Origin of the sequence: Phytopseudomonas seleniipraecipitans, assembly GCF_900102335.1 — a bacterium.
Classification (GTDB): Bacteria; Pseudomonadota; Gammaproteobacteria; order Pseudomonadales; family Pseudomonadaceae; genus Aquipseudomonas; species Aquipseudomonas seleniipraecipitans.
This window is the reverse complement of sequence record NZ_FNBM01000006.1, coordinates 19,533-43,389: the sequence shown is the minus strand read 5'-3', so window position 1 is coordinate 43,389 and position 23,857 is coordinate 19,533. Positions and strand designations below refer to the sequence as shown.

At 62.9% G+C, this 23,857-nt stretch carries 20 protein-coding genes; 3 read left to right on the top strand and 17 right to left on the bottom strand.

Translation table 11 applies throughout. From position 1 onward, the window contains the following. Positions 1–59 precede the first annotated feature (59 nt). From BLS60_RS13810 to zwf, 6 genes are all read right to left on the bottom strand, one after another. Positions 60–218 (bottom strand): DUF3309 family protein, encoded by a 159-nt coding sequence (locus tag BLS60_RS13810; RefSeq protein ID WP_070883450.1) that lies wholly within the window; start codon positions 216–218, stop codon positions 60–62. A gap of 617 nt (positions 219–835) precedes the next feature. Further along, on the bottom strand, positions 836–1,654 hold the full coding sequence (locus tag BLS60_RS13805) for a shikimate 5-dehydrogenase (RefSeq protein ID WP_092369052.1): 819 nt from the start codon (positions 1,652–1,654) through the stop codon (positions 836–838). An 8-nt stretch (positions 1,655–1,662) separates the two neighbouring features. After that, a complete protein-coding gene (locus BLS60_RS13800) occupies positions 1,663–3,288 on the bottom strand; it encodes an NADP-dependent glyceraldehyde-3-phosphate dehydrogenase (protein WP_092369049.1) in 1,626 nt (541 codons plus the stop codon). Positions 3,289–3,349: 61 nt separating this feature from the next. After that, positions 3,350–4,009, bottom strand: coding sequence for a bifunctional 4-hydroxy-2-oxoglutarate aldolase/2-dehydro-3-deoxy-phosphogluconate aldolase (locus BLS60_RS13795; protein WP_092369046.1), 660 nt, complete (start codon positions 4,007–4,009; stop codon positions 3,350–3,352). A gap of 22 nt (positions 4,010–4,031) precedes the next feature. Beyond that, positions 4,032–4,745: a 6-phosphogluconolactonase gene (gene pgl / locus BLS60_RS13790; RefSeq protein WP_092369043.1), complete on the bottom strand. Its 714-nt coding sequence runs from the start codon at positions 4,743–4,745 to the stop codon at positions 4,032–4,034. Next, the gene (gene zwf / locus BLS60_RS13785) at positions 4,732–6,201 is read right to left on the bottom strand and encodes a glucose-6-phosphate dehydrogenase (RefSeq protein ID WP_070883455.1); all 1,470 of its coding nucleotides are present in this window, start codon (positions 6,199–6,201) and stop codon (positions 4,732–4,734) included. The genes pgl and zwf overlap by 14 nt, the downstream gene beginning before the upstream one ends. A 166-nt stretch (positions 6,202–6,367) precedes the next feature. On the opposite strand from zwf, the gene BLS60_RS13780 reads away from it, so the two are divergent. Next, complete coding sequence (locus tag BLS60_RS13780; protein ID WP_092369041.1) at positions 6,368–7,237, top strand: MurR/RpiR family transcriptional regulator; 870 nt, start codon at positions 6,368–6,370, stop codon at positions 7,235–7,237. A gap of 311 nt (positions 7,238–7,548) precedes the next feature. On the opposite strand, the gene BLS60_RS13775 is transcribed toward BLS60_RS13780, so the two are convergent. From BLS60_RS13775 to edd, 10 genes are all read right to left on the bottom strand, one after another. Then, positions 7,549–8,781: a maltoporin gene (locus tag BLS60_RS13775; RefSeq protein ID WP_070883457.1), complete on the bottom strand. Its 1,233-nt coding sequence runs from the start codon at positions 8,779–8,781 to the stop codon at positions 7,549–7,551. Between the two features lie 95 nt (positions 8,782–8,876). Next, complete coding sequence (locus tag BLS60_RS13770; protein WP_092369038.1) at positions 8,877–10,025, bottom strand: ABC transporter ATP-binding protein; 1,149 nt, start codon at positions 10,023–10,025, stop codon at positions 8,877–8,879. Between the two features lie 29 nt (positions 10,026–10,054). Further along, complete coding sequence (locus BLS60_RS13765; RefSeq protein ID WP_092369035.1) at positions 10,055–10,885, bottom strand: carbohydrate ABC transporter permease; 831 nt, start codon at positions 10,883–10,885, stop codon at positions 10,055–10,057. Next, positions 10,878–11,786: a carbohydrate ABC transporter permease gene (locus BLS60_RS13760; protein WP_092369032.1), complete on the bottom strand. Its 909-nt coding sequence runs from the start codon at positions 11,784–11,786 to the stop codon at positions 10,878–10,880. The genes BLS60_RS13765 and BLS60_RS13760 overlap by 8 nt, the downstream gene beginning before the upstream one ends. Before the next feature lie 117 nt (positions 11,787–11,903). After that, positions 11,904–13,172: an ABC transporter substrate-binding protein gene (locus BLS60_RS13755; RefSeq protein WP_070883460.1), complete on the bottom strand. Its 1,269-nt coding sequence runs from the start codon at positions 13,170–13,172 to the stop codon at positions 11,904–11,906. 114 nt (positions 13,173–13,286) lie between these two features. After that, a complete protein-coding gene (locus tag BLS60_RS13750) occupies positions 13,287–14,519 on the bottom strand; it encodes a D-mannose isomerase (RefSeq protein WP_092369029.1) in 1,233 nt (410 codons plus the stop codon). Between the two features lie 246 nt (positions 14,520–14,765). Then, positions 14,766–16,223 (bottom strand): ATP-binding protein, encoded by a 1,458-nt coding sequence (locus tag BLS60_RS13745; protein WP_092369027.1) that lies wholly within the window; start codon positions 16,221–16,223, stop codon positions 14,766–14,768. Then, entirely contained in the window at positions 16,213–16,947 is a 735-nt protein-coding gene (locus BLS60_RS13740; RefSeq protein WP_092369024.1) for a response regulator, read from the bottom strand. The genes BLS60_RS13745 and BLS60_RS13740 overlap by 11 nt, the downstream gene beginning before the upstream one ends. A gap of 54 nt (positions 16,948–17,001) precedes the next feature. Then, positions 17,002–17,967, bottom strand: a complete 966-nt coding sequence (locus tag BLS60_RS13735; protein WP_092369021.1) for a glucokinase — start codon at positions 17,965–17,967, stop codon at positions 17,002–17,004. Beyond that, a complete protein-coding gene (gene edd / locus BLS60_RS13730) occupies positions 17,964–19,793 on the bottom strand; it encodes a phosphogluconate dehydratase (RefSeq protein WP_070883465.1) in 1,830 nt (609 codons plus the stop codon). Before edd ends, BLS60_RS13735 begins: the two co-directional genes overlap by 4 nt. A 130-nt stretch (positions 19,794–19,923) precedes the next feature. Here edd and gap point away from each other — a divergent pair, with 130 nt between their 5' ends. Then, positions 19,924–20,925 carry a type I glyceraldehyde-3-phosphate dehydrogenase gene (gene gap, locus BLS60_RS13725; RefSeq protein ID WP_092369018.1) on the top strand — a complete coding sequence of 334 codons (1,002 nt, stop codon included), beginning with the start codon at positions 19,924–19,926 and terminating at the stop codon, positions 20,923–20,925. Positions 20,926–21,099: 174 nt separating this feature from the next. Next, entirely contained in the window at positions 21,100–21,663 is a 564-nt protein-coding gene (gene folE / locus BLS60_RS13720) for a GTP cyclohydrolase I FolE (RefSeq protein ID WP_092369015.1), read from the top strand. A gap of 347 nt (positions 21,664–22,010) precedes the next feature. On the opposite strand, the gene BLS60_RS13715 is transcribed toward folE, so the two are convergent. Next, entirely contained in the window at positions 22,011–23,777 is a 1,767-nt protein-coding gene (locus BLS60_RS13715; protein WP_092369012.1) for an ABC transporter transmembrane domain-containing protein, read from the bottom strand. Positions 23,778–23,857 lie beyond the last annotated feature (80 nt).

Below are 23,857 nucleotides of genomic sequence, written 5' to 3'. Positions count from 1 at the left end.
GCCTGCAGCGACGAGCGTCGCTGCAGGCGAGTGCCTGCGTCAGAAACGCAGGCGCTGGCTCATATGTAGCCGAGTAGCAACAGCACCAGCACGATGACCAGCACCAGCCCGAGGCCGCCGGTAGGCCCGTAGCCCCAGCTGCGGCTATGCGGCCACGCCGGGATGGCACCAACCAGCATCAGGATCAGAATGATCAGCAGTATGGTTCCCAAGCCCATGGCTCTCTCCTTGTTTATCTGTCAGCGGCCAACGTGATGTGGCGCGCCTGGCGTCAGAAGCCTGTGGCAGGCATTCCGTTCTAAGGCAGGGCATGACGTTGCGGCGAAGCCAGCGTCTGGCAGAGCGCTCGTCGCATCGCCATGCCCTACTCTCTTTACGACTTGGCAACGAAGCGGAAAGTGCGAACTTTAAATCGGCAGTGCCGAGTGACGCTCATCTCGCAGGCATCACACTACTGCAGGAGCCGCGCCCCGCGGCGAATCGTCTAATGAGAAACGCCGAAACCCCGGTACGGGCAACCATCGTTCGCGCCGAGGTCGACGCTCCTACTCGACTGGCAGCAGCTGCTCATCTCGTAGGCGGTCACACTTCTGTAGGAGCCGCGACCCCGCGGCGAATCGTCTGAGCAACGCCGAAACCCCGACACGGCCACCATCGTTCGCGCCGAGGTCGACGCTCCTACTCGACTGGCAGCAGCCGCTCATCTGGCAAGGCGTCACACTACTGTAGGAGCCGCGACCCCGCGGCGAATCGTCTGAGCAACGCCGGAACCCCGACACGGCCACCATCGTTCGCGCCGGGGTGGCGTTCCTACCGGCGTTGAGCCGCAGGTTGGCTATTCGGTCAGAGCGAAGCGCGCCGCGCGTTCGATCAGTTCGGCATCGGGACGCACGCCGGTGTACAGAACGAATTGCTCGACGGCCTGCAGCACGATCACCTCGCCGCCGGTAATCACCGGTTTGCCGAGCGCGCGCGCCAGGCGGATCAGCGGGGTTTCCACCGGCACGGCGACAACGTCGAACACCCAGTGTGCGGCGGCCACAGCACGTTCGTCGAAAGCCAGCTGCTCGGCGTCGGCGCCACGCATGCCCAACGGCGTAACGTTGACCAGCAGCTGCGCCGGTTGATCATCCTGCGTCTCGCACCAACCCACCCCGCACTGCGCGGCCAATGCCCTGCCCGCGGGTTCATTGCGGGCGACGATGCAGCCATCGCTGAAGCCACTGTCGCGCAAGGCGCAGGCCACGGCTTTGGCCATTCCACCGCTGCCACGCAGGGCGTAGCGGCTGTCCTCAGGCACGCCGTGTTGCTTGAGCAACCGCACGACTGCGCTGTAATCGGTGTTGTAACCCGTCAGGTGGCCGTCATCGGCAACGATGGTGTTGACCGACTGCAGAGTTGCCGCCGACTCATGCAGCGCATCGAGGTACTCGATGCAGGCTTCCTTGAATGGCATCGATACCGCGCAGCCACGAACGCCCAGCGCACGGATGCCGCCGATGGCCGCCGGCAGATCCGTGGTGGTGAACGCCTTGTACAGGTAGTCGAGCTGCAGTTCCCGGTACAGATAGTTCTGAAAACGCGTGCCGAAGTTGCCGGGCCGGCCGGACAGCGACATGCACAGGCGAGTGTCCTTGCTGATAGAGAGCGTCATCGCCAACCTCAGAAGATGTAATCGGTGGTCAGGAAGTTGGAGGCGCGCTGACGGATCACTTCACTGACCAGTGCCTTGTTGTCCTCATTGAAGCGGGTCGCCACCAGGGTGCGGATCGAGAAGGTACGCAGCGCGTCGTGTACCGACAGCGTGCCTTCAGCGGAATCCTTGCGGCCATTGAACGGAAAGGTGTCCGGGCCGCGCTGGCACTGGGCATTGATGTTGATGCGTCCGACCTGATTGGCAAACGCATCGACCAGCCGACCGATCTGCTGCGGGTCATTGCCGAACAGGCTGAGCTGTTGACCGAAATCCGACTGCAACACGTAGTCGATCACCTCCTCCAGGTCGCGGTACGGCACCACGGGCACCAGCGGACCGAACTGCTCCTCGCCATACAGGCGCATGGCAGGCGTCACCGGGCACAGCAGTGCCGGGTAGAAGAAGCTCGCACGGTACTCGCCGCCGCCCGGATTGATGACCTCCGCGCCCTTTTCGATGGCGTCGGCCATCACCGTTTTCAGGTAATCGACCTTGCCCGGCTCGGGCAGTGGCGTCAGTGCGACGCCTGGCTCCCATGGCATGCCCGGTTTGAGCTGAGCCAGGGCGGCGCTGAATTTGGCGAGAAATGGCTGCAGCACATCTTCATGCACGAAGAGTATTTTCAGTGCCGTGCAGCGCTGGCCGTTGAACGACAGCGCGCCGGTCAGCGCCTCGCTCACCGCGTTGTCGAGATCGACGTCAGGCAGCACGATGCCCGGATTCTTGGCATCCAGACCAAGAGCGGCGCGCAGGCGATGGGGCTTGGGATGGAGTTTCTTCAGATCGCTGGCGCCCTTGTGGGTGCCGATAAAGGCGAACACGTCGACCTTGCCGCTTTCCATCAGCGCACTGACAGTCTCACGGCCACGGCCGTAGATGATGTTGATCACGCCCGGCGGGAAGCTGTCGCGGAACGCTTCCAGCAACGGGCGCATCAGCAGCACACCGAATTTGGCCGGTTTGAAGACCACCGTGTTGCCCATGATCAGCGCCGGAATCAGCGTGGTGAAGGTTTCGTTCAGCGGATAGTTGTACGGGCCCATGCACAGCGCCACGCCGAGCGGCACACGGCGAATCTGGCCGAGCGTGCCCTGCTCCAGCTCGAATCGGCTGGAACGACGGTCCAGTTCCTTGAGCGCGCCAATGGTGTCGACGATGTAATCACAGGTGCGGTCGAACTCCTTTTCCGAATCCTTGAGGTTCTTGCCGATCTCCCACATCAGCAGCTTGACCACCGCGCTACGCTGCTCACGCATGCGCGCCAGGAAGGTCTCCACGTGGGCGATGCGCTCGGCAACTCGCAGGTTGGGCCATTGCCCCTGACCGTGGTCATAGGCCGCGACGGCGGCATCCAACGCAGTCATTGCCGCGCCCGCATCGAGCAACGGCGTGCTACCGAGCACAACCTGGCGATCGCCGTCATCCTCGGCAATATGGATCGGACTGCGCACCTGGGCCAACGGCCCCTGCCAGTGGCGCAACTCACCACCGACCAGATACTCACGCTGCTCGACCGGTGCATCGGGCCGATAGGCTTCAGGGATGTCGTGCAGGCGGGGAAACAGCGCAGCGGGATCGAATGGGGCGGGCATGGAAGACTCCAGGGCGGAGAAAGCCCGGCCGAGCGGCCGGACCATGACGAGGCGGATTCGCTCAGTCGAGCAGGGCTAGAGCGTCAGCACTGGCCTGGCGTACGGCGTCCCAGCCGGCAGAGCTGTCCAGCATCCAGCTGCCGCCGACGCACATTACGTTGGACAGCGCCATGTAACGTTTCAGGTTGTCCGGGCTGACGCCGCCGGTTGGGCAGAAACGTATATCGCCGAACGGGCCGCCAAGCGCCTTGAGCGCAGCGGTGCCACCACAGACTTCCGCAGGGAACAGCTTGAAACGGCGATAACCCAGGGCGTAGCCGACCATGATCTCCGAAGCACTGGCAATACCAGGCAGCAGCGGTACCGGGCAGTCGAGCGCGGCGCGCAGCAGCTCGTCGGTGGAGCCAGGGCTGACGATGAATTGCGCGCCAGCCTCCACGACGGCGTCAAGCATGTGCCGGTCGAGCACTGTGCCGGCGCCAACGCAAAGATGAGGGCGCTCTTCGCGCAAGCGGCGGATGGCGGTCAGGCCATGCGCCGAACGCAAGGTAATTTCCAGCACTTGCAGGCCGCCTGCATCCAGAGCATCGGCCAGCGGCAGAATATCTTCCTCGCGGGCAATGGTGATCACCGGCATGATCCGCGCCCGAGCGCAGAGCGCATCGATGCTGTCGATCTTTTCGGCCATGGTGGGAGCTGGGCGACTGATGGGGTGTGTCATGTTGTGCGTTCCTATTGGCCTACTACGGGCACCAGTAAATTTCGAGCGGCGCGTTCAGAAACGCGCTGATTGGCATAGCGTTGTGGTCGCGTTGCTGCAGTGCCTGTTCCAGCACGCGCAGCTTGCCCTCACCTTCGATCGACAGCAGCGGCAGGCGCGCCGCCTTGAGCAAGGGCAAGGTCAGGGTGAGACGTTGATGCGGCACGCTCGGTGCGAGCATTGGCAGACAGCGGCGCGAACAATTTTCGCTTAGTGCGTCATCGAGGTTGGGGCTGTTTGGGAACAACGAGGCGGTATGCCCGTCGGCGCCCATGCCCAGCACCAGGACATCGATGGCCGGCAGATCATCGAGCGCTTTTTCGGTGAGCTTGGCTGCCTCTTCGAGGCTGCTCGCACTGTGGTACAGGCCCAGCAGACGCGCTTCGGCAGCTGGCCCTTGCAGCAAGTGCTGGCGTACCAGTGCCTCGTTGCTGTCTTCGTGGCCAACTGGCACCCAACGCTCGTCAGCCAGGCTTACCAGCACTTTGGCCCACGGCAAATCTTGCTGCGCCAATACTTTGAAGAAGGCGATCGGACTGCGTCCGCCAGACACCACCAGCGTGGCATGACCATGACTGTCGATCGCTGTGCGCAGTGCACCGGCCACGTTCTCGGCCAGCGCCTGAGCCAGATGCTGCGAGTCACTGTGGCTGCGGGCGACGACGCCCACGGGGAATTCGAGATTAGAGATCGCCATACCAGGCCCTCCCGTCGCGAGTGATCAGGGCGATGGAGCTCATCGGTCCCCAGGAGCCGGCGACATACGGTTTGGGTGGGTCGCCGAGTTTCTTCCAGCCGGCGATCAGTTGATCGCACCATTGCCAGGCGTGTTCAATTTCATCCTTGCGCACAAACAGATTCTGGTTGCCACGCATGACCTCCAGCAGCAAGCGTTCGTAGGCATCGGGAATTCGCGAACTGCCGTAGGTCGCCGAAAAATTCAGCTGCAGCGGACCGCTACGCAGCTGCATGCCCTTGTCGAGCCCCTGGTCCTTGGTCATTACCTGCAGGGAAATGCTCTCGTCCGGCTGCAGGCGAATGATCAGCTTGTTGCCAATCAACTGCCGTTGCTCGGGGGCGAAGATATAGTGCGGCGGTTCTTTGAAGTGGATGACGATCTGCGACAGCTTCTGGGCCATGCGCTTGCCGGTGCGCAGATAGAACGGTACACCGGCCCAACGCCAGTTGCGGATGTCGGCCCGCAATGCGACGAAGGTTTCGGTATCGCTGTGGGCGTTGGAATTCTCTTCTTCGAGATAACCGGGTACTGATTTGCCATCGCTGGTACCGGCCACGTACTGGCCTCGTACGACATGGCGGGACAGTTGCTCGGCGTTCATCGGTTCCAGCGCCTTGAGCACCTTGACCTTTTCGTCACGAATGGCATCGGCCGACAAGTCGCCGGGCGGGTCCATGGCGATCAGGCAGAGCAGCTGCAACAGGTGGTTCTGGATCATATCGCGCAGCTGCCCGGCCTTGTCGAAATAGCCCCAGCGGCCTTCGATGCCGACCTTCTCCGCCACAGTGATTTCCACGTGGGTGATGTGGTTCTGGTTCCACTGGGTTTCGAACAGGCTGTTGGCGAAACGCAGAGCGATCAGGTTCTGCACCGTTTCCTTGCCCAGGTAGTGGTCGATCCGATAAACCTGAGTCTCTGGAAAATACGCGGCCACGGCATCGTTGACCGCACGAGACGATTGCAGGTCATGGCCAATAGGCTTCTCGAGCACCACGCGGGTGCCCTCGGCGAGGCCGACCGCCGCCAGGTTGGCGCAAATGCCGCCATATACCGAAGCAGGCGTGGCAAAGTAAGCGATCAACTGGCGACCGTTACCAACCGCCTCCGCTAGCTGCGGGTAGCTGTCGGGCGGCAGAAATTCCATGCTCAGGTAGCGCAGGCGCGCCTGAAAGCGCTGCAGCACCGCTTCGTCCAGCTCGTTGGCTGGCACGTATCGACGCAAGTGCTTGTCGATGGTACTCAGGTGAGTCGTCGGATCACCGCCTTCGCGGGCCAGCGCCAGGAGGTGAGTGTCCTCATGCAGCAATTCGGCTCGATCGAGCTGATAGAGGGCGGGAAACAGCTTACGCAGTGCCAGGTCGCCAAGGGCGCCAAACAGAGCGAAGGTACAAGGCTCAACGGGATTCGGAGACATGATGTTTGTTCTTCTATCAAGTTACCCTATTGATAGCGGTTGCCCGCCAATTTCGCAACCGTAAATGTAGTAATAAAAACAACATTTTCATAGACTGCAGATCTCGATAGCCAGTAGACAGCGGCGGCCGTACGATTGACCGACGCTTTATCAGACAAGGACAATAATGGATCGCGTGCGCAACCTTCTCGAGCAGATCCAGGGCCGCCTCGACAGCCTCAACAAGGCAGAGCGCAAGGTCGCCGAAGTGATACTGCTTAATCCGCAGCAGGCCACCCGCCTGAGTATCGCGGCCCTTGCCCAGGCCGCCCAGGTCAGCGAGCCGACGGTGAACCGCTTCTGTCGCTCGTTCGGCGTCAATGGTTACCCCGAGCTGAAGATGCAGCTGGCACAGAGCCTGGCCAGCGGCGCGGCGTATGTGAGCCGCGCAGTGGAAGCCGATGACGGCCCTGAGGCTTACACACGGAAGATTTTCGGCAGCGCCATCGCCTCGCTGGACAGCGCCTGCCAGAGCCTCGACCCGAACTTGATCAGCCGCGCCGTCGACCTGTTGATCCAGGCCCGGCAGATCCACTTCTTCGGCCTGGGCGCTTCGGCACCGGTCGCCCTGGATGCCCAGCACAAATTCTTCCGTTTCAATCTGGCGGTGTCCGCTCATGCCGACGTGCTGATGCAGCGCATGCTGGCGTCGGTGGCGCACACCGGTGATCTGTTCGTGATCATTTCCTATACCGGGCGCACCCGGGAACTGGTCGAAGTGGCGCGCCTGGCCAGGGAAAATGGCGCCTCGGTGCTCGGCCTGACCGCAGCCGGTTCGCCTCTGGCCCAGGCCTGCAGCCTGAGCGTGCATATCCCGCTGCCCGAAGACACCGACATCTACATGCCGATGACCTCACGCATCATCCAGTTGACGGTGCTCGACGTGCTCGCCACGGGCATGACCCTGCGCCGCGGTGCGGACTTTCAGCCGCACCTGCGCAAGATCAAGGAAAGCCTCAACGCCAGCCGCTATCCGGCCAACGAAGAGCCGGGCTGAGGCCGGCGTCCATGCCGATGCCAATGGTGGGTTACGGCGCCCAGAGACCGAGCCAAGCCCAGCGATAGCGACCCGCACCTTCAACCGCCCTACGTGATGTGAATCCGTAGGGTGGGTGAAGCGGCGCCAGAACTCTAAAACGTCGACTCACCACGATCCTGGAGCGCTGCGTAACCCACCACGCGGGCGACGCCGATACCGATGGTGGGTACGGCGCCCGAAAACCAGATCGAATCCAGCGGCCGCGCGCCCCACACCTTCACCCACCCTACGGGATGGGGAATCCGCAGGATGGGCAACGCGTCAGCGCCCTACTTCCACCAGTACTCGACCTGCACACCGAAGTTGGAGCCATTACGAGCGCTGCCAAAGGCTCCGGTGTCCGACAGCGCCGAACCTTCAGCCAGCAGATTCGCCGCCTCCTGAGCCGCCTTGTTCCATGTGGCGTAGGTGTAATACAGACGAATTTCCGGGCGTTCGAAGAAGCCAGGACCGTTCGGCGACCACGTGGGCGCAACGGTGAATTTGCTCAGTTTGCGTGTGCCGCCACTGGCGTCCACCTGATCGTGGCCAATCTCGCCAACCAGCTTGAACTGCTGCGTAAAGGCATAGCTGGTGCGGCCGCCCACCGACCACCAGTCCTGATCCTGGCCGTCATCACGTTTGTCTTTCTGGTAAACGGCCTGCACCTGGCCACCCAGGCGCGGCGTCATCTGGAAGTCGAAGAACTCAACCACGCGCCAGCTCTTGGCACTGCGATCCAGGGTCGGGTCACCGGTGTATCCCAGGCCGGTGCCCGGTCCTTCGCCGTATTGCACGGCAAACTTGTTGTCGCCGCCCAGGCCGAGGAAATTCTTTTGCACGTGCTGTCCGGTCACCGCCCAGCCGCTGTTCGCATCTTCAACGGAAGATGGCTTGTCGACGTAGCTGACGCCCACCTCGAACTCGCCGCCTGGGTTAGTCACGAAGCCGCCGACGTTGAAGTCGTGGCGGTTGATGTATTCCTTCTGGTCGTAGCTGTCCTTGCGCGAGAACACGTAGCTGTACTTGTAATCGCCGATTTTCATTTCGTCGATACCGAAACCGGTAGCGCTCTGGTTCCAGTAGTAGAAGTCGGAGATATGGATGTCGTTACGTTTGTAGAAACGTCGCCCCGCCCACAGCGAACCGCCGTTGAGCGCCGGCATGTTGCTCCACTCGGCGTACATCTGGTTCATGCGGGCAGTGCCGTGATCGCCGGTGAATTTCGGCGTGTGGCCATATTCGTTGAACAGCTGCGCCATGCCCTCGATGCTCAGCACCGAACCATCGTCCAGCGTGAATAGATCCTGACGCAGATCCAGCTCGGCGTAGTGTTCACACTCGTTACCCAGTCGATACTTGGACCGCGCCCCTGGCAGTTGGAAGCATGACTGCCGGCCATTGCCATCGGCAGTACCGGCACCGCTGCGCACGTAGCCGGTGAACTCCAGTGCCATGCTCGTGGCCGGTAGCGTCAGGGAACCCAACGCCATGGCCAGACCGAAACCCGTTGATCGTTTCATACCCTCTCCTGCTGTTTTTATTGTTGTTACCGCTTTTGCATGCCGGCATCAGGACAGCCAGGCGTCGGGAAGACGCCTGCGAGACCGACTCCTTATCAACGATTCTTCAAGTGCGTGACATTGCTCTGTAGCGAGGCCTGCGCCTCGGGCCGAACGCGTTCGCCGCTGTCGGCATCGAACAGCAACACGCGCGACGCATCGATCTGCAGCTCGACGCTCTGCCCGATATTTGGCGCCTGATCCGGCGCCAGGCGGCAGCACAGCTTGCTGTCATTGACGCTGACGAACACCAGGGTGTCCGGCCCGGTAGGCTCGGTGACCTCGACCACTGCAGGCAGCGAAGCGGCTTGACCGGGTGCGCTGGTGGGCTGGATCTGTTCGGGGCGGATGCCGAGCAGCAAGGCGCGCTGTTCGGTGCCTTCGGGCAGCTGGCCGAGCGGCAACTCGCAGCTGCCGCTCGACGAGGTCAGCGTTGCCCATACCTGGTCCGCACGACGCTGCAACTGCACGGGCACGAAGTTCATCGGCGGCGAGCCAATGAAGCTGGCCACGAACAGGTTGGCAGGGTCGTTGTAGATATCCTGCGGGGTGCCGAACTGCTGGATCACGCCCTCCTTCATCACCGCCACCTTGTCGCCCAGGGTCATGGCCTCGATCTGGTCATGGGTGACGTACACCGTGGTGGTCTTCAGGCGCTGGTGCATCAGCTTGATTTCGGTGCGCATCTCCACCCGCAGCTTGGCGTCGAGGTTGGACAGCGGCTCATCGAACAGGTAGATCTTCGGCCGCCGCGCCAGCGCCCGGCCCATGGCAACGCGCTGCTGTTGGCCACCGGACAGCTGGCCCGGTTTGCGTTTGAGCAGGTGCTCGATCTGCAGCAGCTTGGCGACCCGTGCCACTTCCTCGTCGATGGCCGCAGGGGCCATCTTGCGCATCTTCAAGCCGAAGGCGATGTTGTCGCGCACGCTCATGGTCGGGTACAGCGCGTAGGACTGGAACACCATGGCGATGTCGCGATCCTTGGGGCTCATGCCGCTGATGTCGGTATCGTCGACCAGGATCGCGCCGTTGCTGATGCTCTCCAGCCCGGCGATGCAGTTCATCAGGGTGGACTTACCGCAGCCCGACGGGCCGACCAGAATCAGGAACTCACCCGCATCGATCTTCAGGTCGATGCACTTGAGGGTATCGGCCAGGCCGCTGCCATAGGACTTGTTGACGTTGCGCAGTTCGAGCGTTGCCATGTACTTCTCCACGTTTGAAAGCGCAGCTTTCAACCCTTCACCGCGCCGGCCGTGAGGCCGCGCAGAAAATATTTGCCCGCCACGACGTACACCAGCAGGGTCGGTAGCCCGGCGATCATCGCCGCGGCCATGTCCACGTTGTATTCCTTGGCCCCAGTGCTGGTATTCACCAGGTTGTTGAGGGCCACGGTGATCGGCTGCGAATCACCACTGGCGAACACCACGCCGAACAGGAAATCGTTCCAGATCTGGGTGAACTGCCAGATCAGGCAGACCATGATGATCGGCAGCGACATGGGCAGCAGGATGCGTCCGAAGATGGTGAAGAAGCCGGCGCCGTCGAGGCGCGCCGCCTTGACCAGGGCATCCGGCACGCTGACGTAAAAGTTGCGAAAGAACAGCGTGGTGAAGGCGATGCCGTAGACCACATGGATCAGCACCAGGCCCGTGGTGGTATTGGCCAGGCCGAACTTGCCGAGGGTGAACGAGGCTGGCAGCAACACCGTCTGGAACGGCAGGAAGCAGCCGAACAGCAGCAGACCGAAGAACAGCTGCGAGCCGCGAAAGCGCCACATCGACAACACGTAACCATTCAGGGCGCCGACCGCGGTGGAAATCAGCACCGCCGGCACGGCGATCTTCACCGAGTTCCAGAAGTAACCACCTACCACGTCCCAGGCCTTGACCCAGCCGATCAAAGTGAACGCTTCAGGCCACGAAAGCAGGTTGCCGGCACGCACGTCCTCGGGGGTCTTGAAGCTGGTCAGCAGCATCACGATCAGCGGCACCAGATACAGCGCCGCGGCGAACAGCAGGGTGGCGTAGATCGCCACACGGCTTGAGCTGAAGGCTCTAGTCATGGCGTTTGCCCCGCAGTTCCGAGTAGAGATAGGGCACCAGAATCGCCAGGATCGCGCCGAGCATCATCATCGCGCTGGCCGAGCCGATGCCCATCTGGCCGCGGCTGAAGGTGAAGTTGTACATGAACATCGCCGGCAGATCGGAGGAGTAACCGGGGCCGCCAGCGGTCATCGCCGCCACCAGGTCAAAGCTCTTGATGGCAATGTGGGCGAGGATCATCACGGCACTGAAGAACACCGGCCGCAGGCTCGGCAGGACGATGCGCAGGTAGATGGTCGGCAGGCTCGCGCCGTCTACCTGAGCCGCACGGATGATCGACTGATCGACGCTGCGCAGCCCGGCGAGGAACAACGCCATGACGAAGCCCGAGGCCTGCCACACAGCAGCGATCACCAGGCAGTAGACGACCCGATCCTGATCCACCAGCCAGTCCAGGCGAAAGCCTTCCCAGCCCCAGTCGCGCAGCATCTTGTCGAGGCCCAGGCCGGGGTTGAGCAGCCATTTCCAGGCGGTACCGGTGACGATCATCGACAGCGCCATCGGGTACAGGTAGACGGTGCGGATGAAGCCTTCGCGGCGGATGCGCTGATCCAGCAGCACCGCCAGCAGCACGCCGATGACCAGGCTGATGCCGATGAACATGCCGCCGAACACCATCAGGTTCTTGCTGGCCACCCACCAGCGGTCGTTGTCCATCAGCCGTACGTATTGCTGCAGGCCGACCCACTTGTAGCTGGGCATGAAGCTGGAGTTGGTGAATGACAGCACCAGCGTCCAGAGGATGTAGCCATAGAAGCCGACCAGCACCACCAGCATGCTCGGCGCCAGCACCAGCTTGGGCAGCCAGCGTTGCAGCGCGTCGAAGGGTGAAGCCTTGCCGATTACCGTCGTGACACTCATCGGTATTACCAGTGTGGAGATGAATTTCAGGGCGAACGCCGTCCACGAGGGGCAAATTGCCTATCGCAGAGGGATTGGGGAAAGTGCGCGGGCCGCCAGCGACGGCCCGCTACAGAGCTACTGTGCGGACTTGATGGCCGCGTAGATCTGCGCGCCGGCCTTGCTCGGGTCGGCGTTCTTCTCGCTCATGAAGTTGGTCACCACGTCGAAGATCGCCCCCTGCACCGCCAGGTTGGTGGCCATGCTGTGGGCCATACTCGGCTCCAGCTTGCCGTTCTTGTCGGCTTCCTGGAAATCCTTCATGGACGCCTGGGCGCAGCTGTCGAACTTGCTCATGTCTAGATCGGAACGCACCGGGATCGAACCCTTGTTCTCGTTGAACACGTATTGGAACTCGGGCTCCAGCGCGATGCGGGCGAGTGCATGCTGGGCGGCGATGTCGCCTTCCTTCTTGAGCTTGAACATGGCCATCGAGTCGATGTTGTAGGTGTAGCTGCCAGCTGTGCCTGGCATCGGCACGCACTGGTAATCCTTGCCAGCGACCTTGCCGGCGGCCGTCCACTCGCTCTTCGCCCAGTCGCCCATGATCTGCATGCCGGCCTTGCCGTCGATAAGCTCGGCGGTGGCCAGGTTCCAGTCACGGCCGGCGCGGTTGTCGTCCATGTAGGTGGAGAGTTTCTTCAGCGCGGTGAACACTTCGGTCATCTGTGGGCTGGTAAGGGTCGCTTCGTCGTTCTCGACGAACGCCTTGTGGTAGCCCTCGGCGCCCATGATGCCGAGCACCAGGCCTTCGAATACGGTGCTGTCCTGCCACGGCTGGCCGCCATGGGCCAGGGGTACGAAGCCGGCAGCCTTGAGCTTGTCACCGGCTGCATAGAGCTCTTCGAGGGTGGTCGGCGCCTTAGCGATGCCGGCTTTCTTGAACACTTCCGGGTTGATCCACAGCCAGTTGACGCGGTGGATGTTCACCGGCACGGCGACGTAATGGCCGTCGTATTTCATGGTGTTGGAGACGGTCTTGGATAGCAGCCCATCCCAATTATTGGCTTTGGCGACGTCATCCAGCGGGGCGAGCAGATCCAGCGCGCCCCACTCCTGCAAATCCGGCCCTTTGATCTGCGCGGCACCGGGTGGGTTGCCCGAGACCACGCGGGTCTTCAATACGGTCATCGCGGCGGAGCCGGCACCACCGGCTACTGCGCTGTCCTTCCAGGTGTAGCCGTCTTTTTCGACCAGCTCACGCAGAACCTTCACGGCTGCAGCCTCGCCGCCGGACGTCCACCAGTGCACGACTTCGACCGTACCTTTGGAGTCGGCTGCAAGGGCAGAGAGGGGGAACAACGAGGCGAGAGAAACGGCAGTAGCGAGACGGGTGATCGCGTTCATCGGGGTACCTTTCTTGTTGTTATCGGGCAAGTCGTGGCGCTTGCGTTGCAGGGAGTTTAATCAGGCTTTGCGGATAGCCAGGTAACGAAGGGACGCGCGAATGTCACCACCTCGTTACATCGCCGCCAATGCCGTGGCCAGGCTCGGTGCCAGGGCCAGACGCGGCAACAAAACGGCCTGATAAGCGTGATAGAGATCGGGCTTGCCCGGCCAGATACTGGCGGCTGGCCGGTTGTCGCAGTCGAGTTCGTGGTGCCAGCTGCCCTGTTGCAGATCGATGAAATAGCTAGCTGTGAACTCCCAGAAGCGCCGGTACCACTGCTCGTACATGGCCTCCCCGGTGCGCCGCAACAGCGCTGCCGCCGCCGCGCTGGCCTCGGCCTGCACCCAGTGCAGCCGCGCCCGCACCACGGGCTGGCCCAGCCAGTCGAGGCTGTAGACCAGCCCCGGCTTGCCGTCGGCCTGCCAGGCATCGCGGCAGGCGCTGGCGAACAGCCCGCGAGCATCCTCCAGCAACCAGTCTGGCGCGTCGAGCTCGGCGCGGATCAACGCCGCCTCGAGGTGCAACAACAGGCGCGCCCACTCGAAACTGTGCCCCGGCGTGCTGCCATAGGGCCGAAACGGGTCGGCGCGATTGTCATCGTTGTATTCCGGCAGAGACTGCCAGTGCCGATCAAAATGCTCGACCACCACGTAGCCACGGGAGGCTGCATGGCCATGGATCAAGCGTTCGACGATCCGCAATGCGCGGTGCAGCCAGAGAGCGTCGCCGGTGACATCGGCCAGGGCCAGAAACGCCTCGGTGCCATGCATGTTGCTGTTGGCGCCGCGATAGGCCTCTTCCTGCGACCAGTCAGCACTGAAGCTCTCGCGCAACGCGCCCTCCTCCTCACACCAGAAATGCCGCTCGATAATGCTGATCGCCTCGGCCAGGAGCACCTTGGCTCCCGGTCTGCGGGCAGCCTGCGCAGAGCTCGCGGCCAGCGCGACAAAGGCATGCAGGTAGGCGGACTTGCCGCCGCTGCGGCTGGCATCGGCGAACCAGCCGCCGGCCACCTCGTCACGCAAGGCGCCCTGCAGCGCAGCGATACCGTGGTCGACCAGATGGACATAACCGGGCACGCCCTGGATATGGGCCAGGGCGAAACAGTGGGTCATGCGGGTGGTGTGAATCAGTTCAGCACCGGCCCCCGCAGGCAGTCGCCCGTGACAGTCGAGAGCGGCGAAGCCCTGCGCGACGCCGGAGGTGCTGGCAAACGGCAGCAGCCGCATGCCTTCGGCGTTCAGCCAGGCAAGATGGGCCGGTTTCACCAGCCAGCTGTCGGGGGGCATTGCAGGTGTTTTCATTGTTGTTGTTCCATGCAAACGATTATTGCACCACCCACTTCGTAGCCAGGGTTGAGCGAAGCGATACCCGGGAACTGCAAACACCCGGGTTACGCCTTCGGCTAACCCAGGCTACCAAAACCATTACGGGCATCAGTGGGAGCGCTTCATCCCATTAACCAGCAGGTGCTTATGGTGAGATTCTAATGGCGTCTGCACATCACCCAAGTAACGAAGGCCGGTCGCTTTGTCACCATTGGGTGACATTCAATCCGGCGAGCGCGGCAGCTTCAGGCTGACGCGCAACCCTCCCTCCCGCAGATTCTGCAGGCTCACTTCGCCGCCGTGGCTATGGGCGATATTACGGGCGATACCCAGCCCCAGGCCGTAGCCCTGCTGCTGCCCGGCCAGGCGGAAATGCGGCTCGAATACCTGTTCCAGACGCTGCTCGGGAACGCCTGGGCCCTCGTCGTCGACGTGCAGCACGTAATTGCCGTGGTGATCCTCAACGTGCAGGTGCGCCTTGTGCCCGTACTTGAGCGCATTGTCGATCAGGTTGCCGATGCAGCGGCGCAGCGCCAGGGGTTTGCCCAGGTACGCGGCATTGGCCTGGCCATACAGCGTCACCCGACCGTTGCCGCCCGGTGCCAGGTAGGGTTCGACCAGGCAGTGCAACAAATGATTGAGGTCCACCGGCTCGATGTTCTCGTGGATGTCAGTGTCCTTCACGCACTGCAACGCGCCCTTGACCAGTAGCTCCAGCTCATCCAGATCGCGGCCGAACTTGGTCTGCAACACCTCGTCGTCGAGGAGTTCGACGCGCAGCCGCAAGCGAGTGATCGGTGTGCGCAGATCATGAGAAATGGCGCTGAACAGCTGGGCCCGTTCGGTCAGGTAGCGGCTGATGCGCTCGCGCATGGCGTTGAACGCCCGACCGACCTCGACCACCTCGCGGCCGCCGCCTTCGAGCACCGGCTGCACATCGGCGCCCAGCGACATGTGCCGCGCGGCCCGCGCCAGGCGTTTGAGCGGGCGACTCTGCCAGTGCACCAGAATGCCAATGAACAGCAGCAGGAACCCACTACTGAGCAGGATGAACCACAGCTGCTGGGTCGGCAGGATCGGCTCTTCCAGGCTGGTGTAGGGTTCGGGCAGCAGCGAGGCGATGTACAGCCACTCGCCGGGCGCCAGCTGAATCTGGGTGACCAACACCGGCGGATTGACCGGCTCCAGGGTCAGCGCGTAATGCGCCCAGGAGCGCGGCAGCTCATCGAGTTTCAGGCCACCGTTGAAAATGCGCAGGTCGTCCGGGCTAACGAAGGTCACGGAAATGTCCGCGCTGTTACCCAGCGTCGCACGCAAGACCTCACTCACCGCCTGAGTCACCGCCTGCTTGCGTGGCGTGTCCGGCAGCAGGTGCATCGACAGGGGCCGGTCATTGAGGCTGACCACGAAACGCGTGCCGCCCATGCTGCGCAACTGGTCGAGTACCAGCGGCCGGTAGGCGACCGGCAACGAACGGAAGTAACGCACGCTGGCCGACATCGAATGAGCCAGGCTACGTGCTGTGGTCACCAGCCCTTCGAGCTGGGTCGCGCGCAACTGCGACAGCCAGATGGCGCTGGACAGCGCCTGGGCGACCAGTACCGAAAGCAGCGTCAGCAATAGCATGCGGCCCAGCAACGAACGTGGAATCGGCACCAGCCGACGCCAGTCAGCGCGCATTGCCGGCCTGGGCGGTAACGGCGGCTGCGAGTTGATAGCCACTGCCGCGCACGGTGCGGATCAGCCGCGGCGGCTTGCCGGTATCGCGCAGGCGCTGGCGCAAGCGGCTGACGGCCATGTCGACGATGCGTTCAAGCGGCATCATCTCGCGGCCGCGGGTGGCGTTGCCGATGGTGTCGCGGTCGAGAATCTGCTGCGGGTGATCGAGAAACAGCTTGAGCAACGCGAAGTCCGCGCCGGACAGCAGCACCTCTTCGCCATCGAGATGGAACAGCCGATGGCTGACCATATCCAGCCGCCACTCATCGAAGGTCAGCACGTCGGCACCGCGCTCCTGGGAGAAATGTACGCGGCGCAGCAGCGCCTTGATCCGAGCCAGCAGCTCACGAGGGCTGAAGGGTTTGCCCAGGTAGTCGTCAGCGCCCAGTTCCAGGCCAATCACCCGGTCGGTTTCATCGGAGCTGGCCGTCAGCATGATGATCGGCACCTGGGCGAAACGCTGGTGCCCGCGCGTCCAGCGGCACAGGCTGAAGCCGTCTTCATCGGGCAGCATGACGTCGAGAATCACCAGATCCGCGCCCCCTTCGCACAGCGCCTGGCGAAAGCCGGCACCATCAGCGACGGTGCGCACCTGCAAGCCGGCACGGCCGAGGTAGGTTTGCAGCAGTTCACGAATATCCTGGTCGTCATCGACCAGCAGGATGGATTTTCCAGTTGGGCTCACATCGATAATCCTTGTTGTTGTTATCAGCGATGCTCGGACAAAACGAACCGGGTGCTAGCTCCGTAACAGCTGCTGTTGGGCCGCAACCCCCGCGCCGACGAGGCCAGGGTATTCGGCGGTGACCAGCCAGACTGGCAAGTCATCGAAATAATCGCTCATGCAGCCCTTGTCGCGCAGGCTGCGGGCGAAACCACTGGCCAGGAAGAAGTCGGCGAAACGCGGCACCATACCGCCCGCGATATACACGCCGCCGCGCGCGCCGAGCGTCAGCACATTGTTGCCGGCAACACGGCCGAGCAAGCAGCAGAACAGCTCCAGCACATTGACCGCCAGCGGCTCGCCCTCCAGCGCAGCGCGAGTGACTTGGGCCGCGCTTTGCAGCGAGGCCGGCTGGCCATCCACTACGCATGTAGCACGGTACAGCGCCAACAGCCCGTTGCCACTGAGCGCGCCCGCCTCGGCACTGACGTGCCCGAGCTGGCGGTGCAAGGCTTGCCAGATCTGCGCCTCACGCATGCTGCCGACGGGTAGGTCGACATGCCCGCCTTCACCCGGCAGTGCGTGCCAACTGCCGTCGGGCAGCGACAGCAACGTACCGACGCCCAAGCCGGTGCCAGCACCGATCACCACGCTGGGCCGTCCTGGCTGCGCCGTGCCGGGGCACACGCTGATGTACTCATCGTCACGCAGCCGAGTCATGCCCAGGGCCATGGCCGAGAAATCATTGATCAGCAGCAGCTCGCGCACCTGCAGCTCGGCACAGAATGCCGCACGGCTGATGCGCCACGGGTTGTTGGTGAAGCGGAAGGGATCGACCTCAACCGGGCCGGCGCAGGCCAGGCAGATGGTCTCTACCTCACCGAGCGCGAGGCCCTCGGCCTCCATATAGGCATGGATGGCCTGCTCGACCGTGGCGTGATCCGCCGTGGCCGATACTCGCACCGACTCCAGGCGCTCGTCGCGCCAGAGGGCGAAGCGTGCATTGGTGCCGCCAATGTCGCCGACCAGCGCCAGGCTCATCGCAGCGAATCCAGTTCGGCGGTAAAGGCACTGGCGCCCTCTTCCGCCGGGCTGAACGCAGCACGCATGAAGGCGAACAGCTCGCGGCCGCAGCCGATGCCGGTGCCCTGTGGGCGTGGCGCAGAGTCGCGAGCCGCCCACTCGATCTCGTCGACGAGGATTTGCAGGCGCCCCTCCTTGCCATCGACGCGAATCACGTCACCGTCACGCACCCGCGCCAGCGGCCCGCCATCCCAGGCTTCCGGGCTGACGTGAATCGCCGCCGGCACCTTGCCGGAGGCACCGGACATGCGCCCGTCGGTGACCAGCGCTACCTTGAAGCCGCGATCCTGCAGGATGCCCAGATACGGCGTGAGTTTGTGCAGTTCGGGCATGCCATTGGCCTTGGGCCCCTGGAAGCGCACCACGGCAACGAAATCGCGCTCCAGCTCACCGGCCTTGAAGGCCTCGGCGAGGTCGACCTGGGTTTCGAAAACCCGCGCAGGGGCCTCGACGACCTGATGCTCCGGCGCAACGGCCGACACCTTGGCGACGCCATTGCCGAGATTGCCCTGCAGCACGCGCAGCCCGCCTTCGGGCGAGAACGCTTCGGGCACGCCGCGCAGGATGTTGCGGTCCAGGCTCTGCTCAGGGCCCTCACGCCATACCAGGCGACCGTCATCGAGAATCGGCTCTTGGGTGTAGCGGGACAAGCCGTGCCCGGCGACGGTATAGACGTCCTCGTGCAGCAGGCCGGCTTCGAGCAGCGTACGCACCATGAACGGCACGCCGCCGCAGGCATGGAAGTGGTTCACGTCGGCCTGCCCATTGGGGTAGACCTTGGCCAGCGTCGGGGTAACGGCGGACAGGTCGGCCATGTCCTGCCAGGTCAATTGAATACCGGCGGCGCGGGCGAAGGCTGGAATGTGCAGCGTGTGATTGGTCGAGCCGCCCGTGGCGTTGAGCGCCACCACCGAGTTGACGATCGCCTTCTCGTCGATGATCCGGCACAGCGGCGTGTACTCGCCGCCCTGACGGGTCAGGCGCACTACCTGATGCGCGGCCTCTGCAGTCAACGCGTCACGCAGCGGCGTGTATGGGTTGACGAAGGATGAGCCCGGCAGGTGCAGGCCCATGATTTCCATCACCACCTGATTGGTGTTGGCGGTGCCGTAAAAGGTGCAGGTGCCGGGGCTGTGGTAGGACTTCATCTCCGATTCCAGCAGCTCGTCGCGAGTCGCCTTGCCTTCGGCGTAAAGCTGGCGGACTTCGGCCTTTTGCTTGTTGGGAATGCCCGACGGCATCGGCCCGCCCGGCACGAAGATCATCGGTAGGTGGCCGAAACGCAGGGCGCCGATCATCAGCCCCGGGATGATCTTGTCGCAGATGCCCAGCAGCATCGCCGCGTCGAACATGTTGTGCGACAGCGCCACCGCGGTGGACATGGCGATCACCTCGCGGCTCGCCAGGCTTAATTCCATACCCGGTTCGCCTTGGGTCACACCGTCGCACATCGCCGGTACGCCGCCCGCCACCTGCCCGACCGAGCCCACGGCGCGCAGCGCCTGCTTGATCAGTTCGGGATAGTGTTCGTAGGGCTGATGGGCGGACAGCATGTCGTTGTAGGCAGTAACGATGCCGACGTTGGCCTCGTTCATCAGCCGCAACCGCTGCTTGTCTTCACTGGAACCACAGCCGGCAACGCCGTGGGCAAAGTTGGCGCACTGCAGTGCACCGCGGTGTGGGCCGTCGCTGTCGGCGGCGGCCATCTGCGCCAGGTAACGTTCGCGGGTCGCGCGGCTACGGGCGATCAGACGGTCGGTTACCTCGAGAATGCGGGGATGCATGGTGTCGACTCCAGGCTACAGGTAGCAATTCGAATTGTATTTTTATCAAAATACTGACAGCTAAAACGCTTGATTTCTACTTTCATGAGAATAATCTTGTTTTTAAAACAACATATAAGGATCAGCGCTCATGACATTGCGAATCGCCATCAATGGTTTTGGCCGCATCGGCCGTAACGTCCTCCGTGCACTCTATACCCAGAACTACCGCGAAAACCTGCAAGTCGTCGCGATCAACGACCTGGGTGACAGCGCCATCAATGCGCACCTTCTCAAATACGACAGCGTACACGGCATTTTCGATGCGTCCGTCGAGGTCGACGGCCAGAACCTGATCATCAACGGTGATCGTATCGCCGTCAGCGCCCTGCGTAACCCGGCTGACCTGCCTTGGAAGGACCTTGAGATCGACGTGGTATTCGAGTGCACCGGCCTGTTTACCGACCGCGACAAGGCCGCAGCGCACCTCGGCGCCGGTGCCCGCAAGGTGATCATTTCCGCCCCAGCCAAAGGCGCAGACGCCACCATCGTGTACGGCGTCAACCATGACAGCCTGCGCGCCAGCCACCAAATCATCTCCAATGCCTCCTGCACCACCAACTGCCTGGCGCCGGTCGCCCAGGTGCTGCAGCGCGAGCTGGGTATAGAAAGTGGATTGATGACCACCATCCATGCCTACACCAACGACCAGAACCTTTCCGACGTCTACCACAGCGACCCGTTCCGGGCGCGCTCGGCCACACAATCAATGATTCCCACCAAGACCGGCGCCGCCGAAGCCGTCGGCCTGGTGCTGCCAGAATTGGCGGGCCGACTGACCGGCATGGCGGTGCGGGTACCGGTAATCAACGTCTCGCTGGTCGACCTGACAGTACAAGTGCAGCGCGACACGACTGCCGATGAGATCAATGCCCTGCTCCGCGCAGCCAGCCAGCAATCGCCGGTATTGGGCTACAACGAGCTGCCGCTGGTGTCCTGCGACTTCAACCACAACCCGCAGTCGTCGATCTTCGATGCCAACCACACCAAGGTGAACGACCGACTGGTCAAGGTACTGGCGTGGTACGACAACGAATGGGGCTTCTCCAACCGCATGCTCGATACCTGCCTGGCGGCCCACGCGGCCCAATAAGACAGTGGCACCCAGCGCGGCGAATTACGCTCGGTAAAATCGCCGCGAGCGGATTACAATTGCCGCCCGCTTGAACCTCGATGCCGACGCTGGACGCTCCACCTCCTCGTGGTAAAGCGCCAGCCGGCCACCAGGCAGCAGGTACATTGTCATCCGAACATCACTGGAAGCCGCATGGACTCTAGCCGCACCACACTCGAACAGCATTACACCGCCATCCTCGGTCAACTCGGTGAAGACGTTTCCCGCGAAGGCCTGCTCGACACGCCCAAACGTGCCGCCAAAGCCATGCAGTACCTCTGCAACGGCTATGAGAAAACCCTGGAAGAAGTTACCAACGGCGCGCTGTTCAGCTCCGACGCCAGCGAGATGGTGCTGGTCAAGAACATCGAGCTGTATTCGCTGTGCGAGCACCACCTGCTGCCCTTCATCGGCAAGGCCCACGTCGCCTACATCCCCAACGGCAAAGTGCTGGGCCTGTCCAAGGTCGCACGGATCGTCGACATGTATGCCCGCCGCCTGCAGATTCAGGAAAGCCTGAGCCGGCAGATTGCCGAAGCGGTACAGCAGGTCACTGGCGCGCTCGGCGTGGCGGTGGTCATCGAGGCGAAGCACATGTGCATGATGATGCGCGGTGTGGAAAAGCAGAACTCCTCCATGGTGACCTCAGTGATGCTCGGCGAATTCCGCGACAATGCCGCCACACGCAGCGAGTTCCTCAGCTTGGTCAATAGCTGAGACCGAGCACTTCTGCGTTCAAACGATGGCGGCGTTAGCGCAATATCGGCGGCGCTATCACCCTTCGCCGCGGGGTCGCGGCTCCTACAAATGGTGAACGCCGGCCTAACTGTAGGAGCGTCGACCTCGGTGCGAAACGATGGCGGCATCAGCGCGATATCGGCGGCGCTCTCACCATTCGCCGCGGGTTCGCGGCTCCTACAAATGGTGTGAACACCGGCCTAACTGTAGGAGCGTCGACCTCGGCGCGAAACGATGGCGGCATCAGCGCGATATCGGCGGCGCTCTCACCATTCGCCGAGGGGTCGTGGCTCCTACAAGAGCGGCGCCCTGCGATGTGGCCTGCCTCAGGTTTTCTCCACGAACTGCAATTCGGCCAGCCGCGCGTACAACGGGTTGCCGGCGACCAGTTCGGCGTGGTTGCCCAGGGCAACCAACCGCCCCTGATCGAACACAGCGATGCGGTCAGCGCTCTTCACCGTGGCCAGGCGGTGGGCGATCACCAGGGTGGTGCGGCCGCGCATCAGCTCCGGCAGCGCCTGCTGGATCAGGTGTTCACTTTCCGCGTCGAGGGCGCTGGTGGCTTCGTCCAGCAGCAGGATAGGTGCATCCACCAACAATGCCCGGGCAATCGCCAGGCGCTGCCGCTGGCCACCGGACAGGCCCAGCCCGGCATCACCGAGATGGGTCTGATAGCCCTGCGGCAGCCGCTCGATGAACTCGTGGGCATGGGCGGCACGTGCGGCGGCCTCCACCTCGGCGCTGCTGGCGTCCAGGCGCCCATAGCGGATGTTGTCTTCCACGCTGCCGAAGAACAGCGCCGGGTGCTGGGAAACCAGTGCGAAACTCTCGCGCAGCACGTGAGGGTCGAGCCGTTCGATGGGTAGTCCGTCGATCATGATTCGCCCATGCTGTGGATCGTAGAAACGCAGCAGCAGGTCGAACAGCGTCGACTTGCCAGCACCCGAAGGCCCCACGATAGCCAAGGTTTCGCCGGGCAAGACCGTCAGGTTGATGTTCTCCAGGGCGAGGCTTTCCGAGCGCGTCGGGTAAGCGAAGGAAAGATCCTGCACCTCGATGCGGCCCTGTACCGGCTGCGCAGGCACCAGCGCACCCTCGATCGGCTCATGGATTTCGTTGCGTGCGCGCAGCAATTCGCTGATGCGTTCGGCGGCGCCGGCCGCTCGCTGCAACTCGCCGATCACCTCACTAAGCGTACCGAATGAAGAACCGACGATCAGGCTATAGAACACGAACGCAGCCAGCTCACCGCCGCTGATGCGCCCGGCGATCACGTCCATGCCTCCGACCCAAAGCATCACTCCAACGGCGCCAAGTACCAGTACGATCACCACGGTGATCAGCCAAGCACGCTGGGCGACGCGCTTGCGCGCGATGTCGAACGCGGCCTCGGCGGACAGGCTGAAACGGCGGCGATCTTCGGCCTGGTGGTTGTAGGCCTGCACCGTCTTGATCTGCCCGAGCACTTCACTGACATAGCTGCCGACATCGGCGATGCGGTCCTGACTGAGCCGCGACAATTCCCGGACGCGGCGGCCGAACAGCAGGATCGGCGCCACCACCAACGGCAACGCAGCCAGCACGATGGCACTCAGCTTGGGGTTGGTGATCACCAGCAGGATCATGCCGCCAACCAGCATGATCACGTTACGCAGCGCCATCGACAGCGATGAGCCGATCACCGACTGCAGCAAGGTGGTATCCGCAGTCAGGCGAGACTGGATTTCCGAGCTGCGGTTGTGCGCATAGAACCCTGGGTGCAGCCCGACGAGGTGATCGAACACGCGTTTGCGGATGTCCGCCACTACCCGCTCGCCCAACCAGGAAACCAGGTAAAAGCGCGTGTAGGTGCCGACAGCAAGGGCGAGCACTAGCACGAAAAACAGCAGGATCGAATGGCGCAGCGCTTCCGGTGACTGCGTGGCCAGCCCTTGGTCGACCAGCAACTTGATGCCCTGCCCCATGGACAAGGTAATGGCAGCGGTAAACATCAGCGCCAGCAACGCACCGACGACACGGCCACGATAGGGGGCGATAAACGCCCACGACATGCGTAAAGCCGCTCGATGGCGGGAAGACAAAAACAGGCTCATGGCGGACTCGAAGGGTGATGACAAGGCGTTCTACACATCAAATGGGGCCGCGGCCTAGAAACATCAAGCGCCGGGTCGTA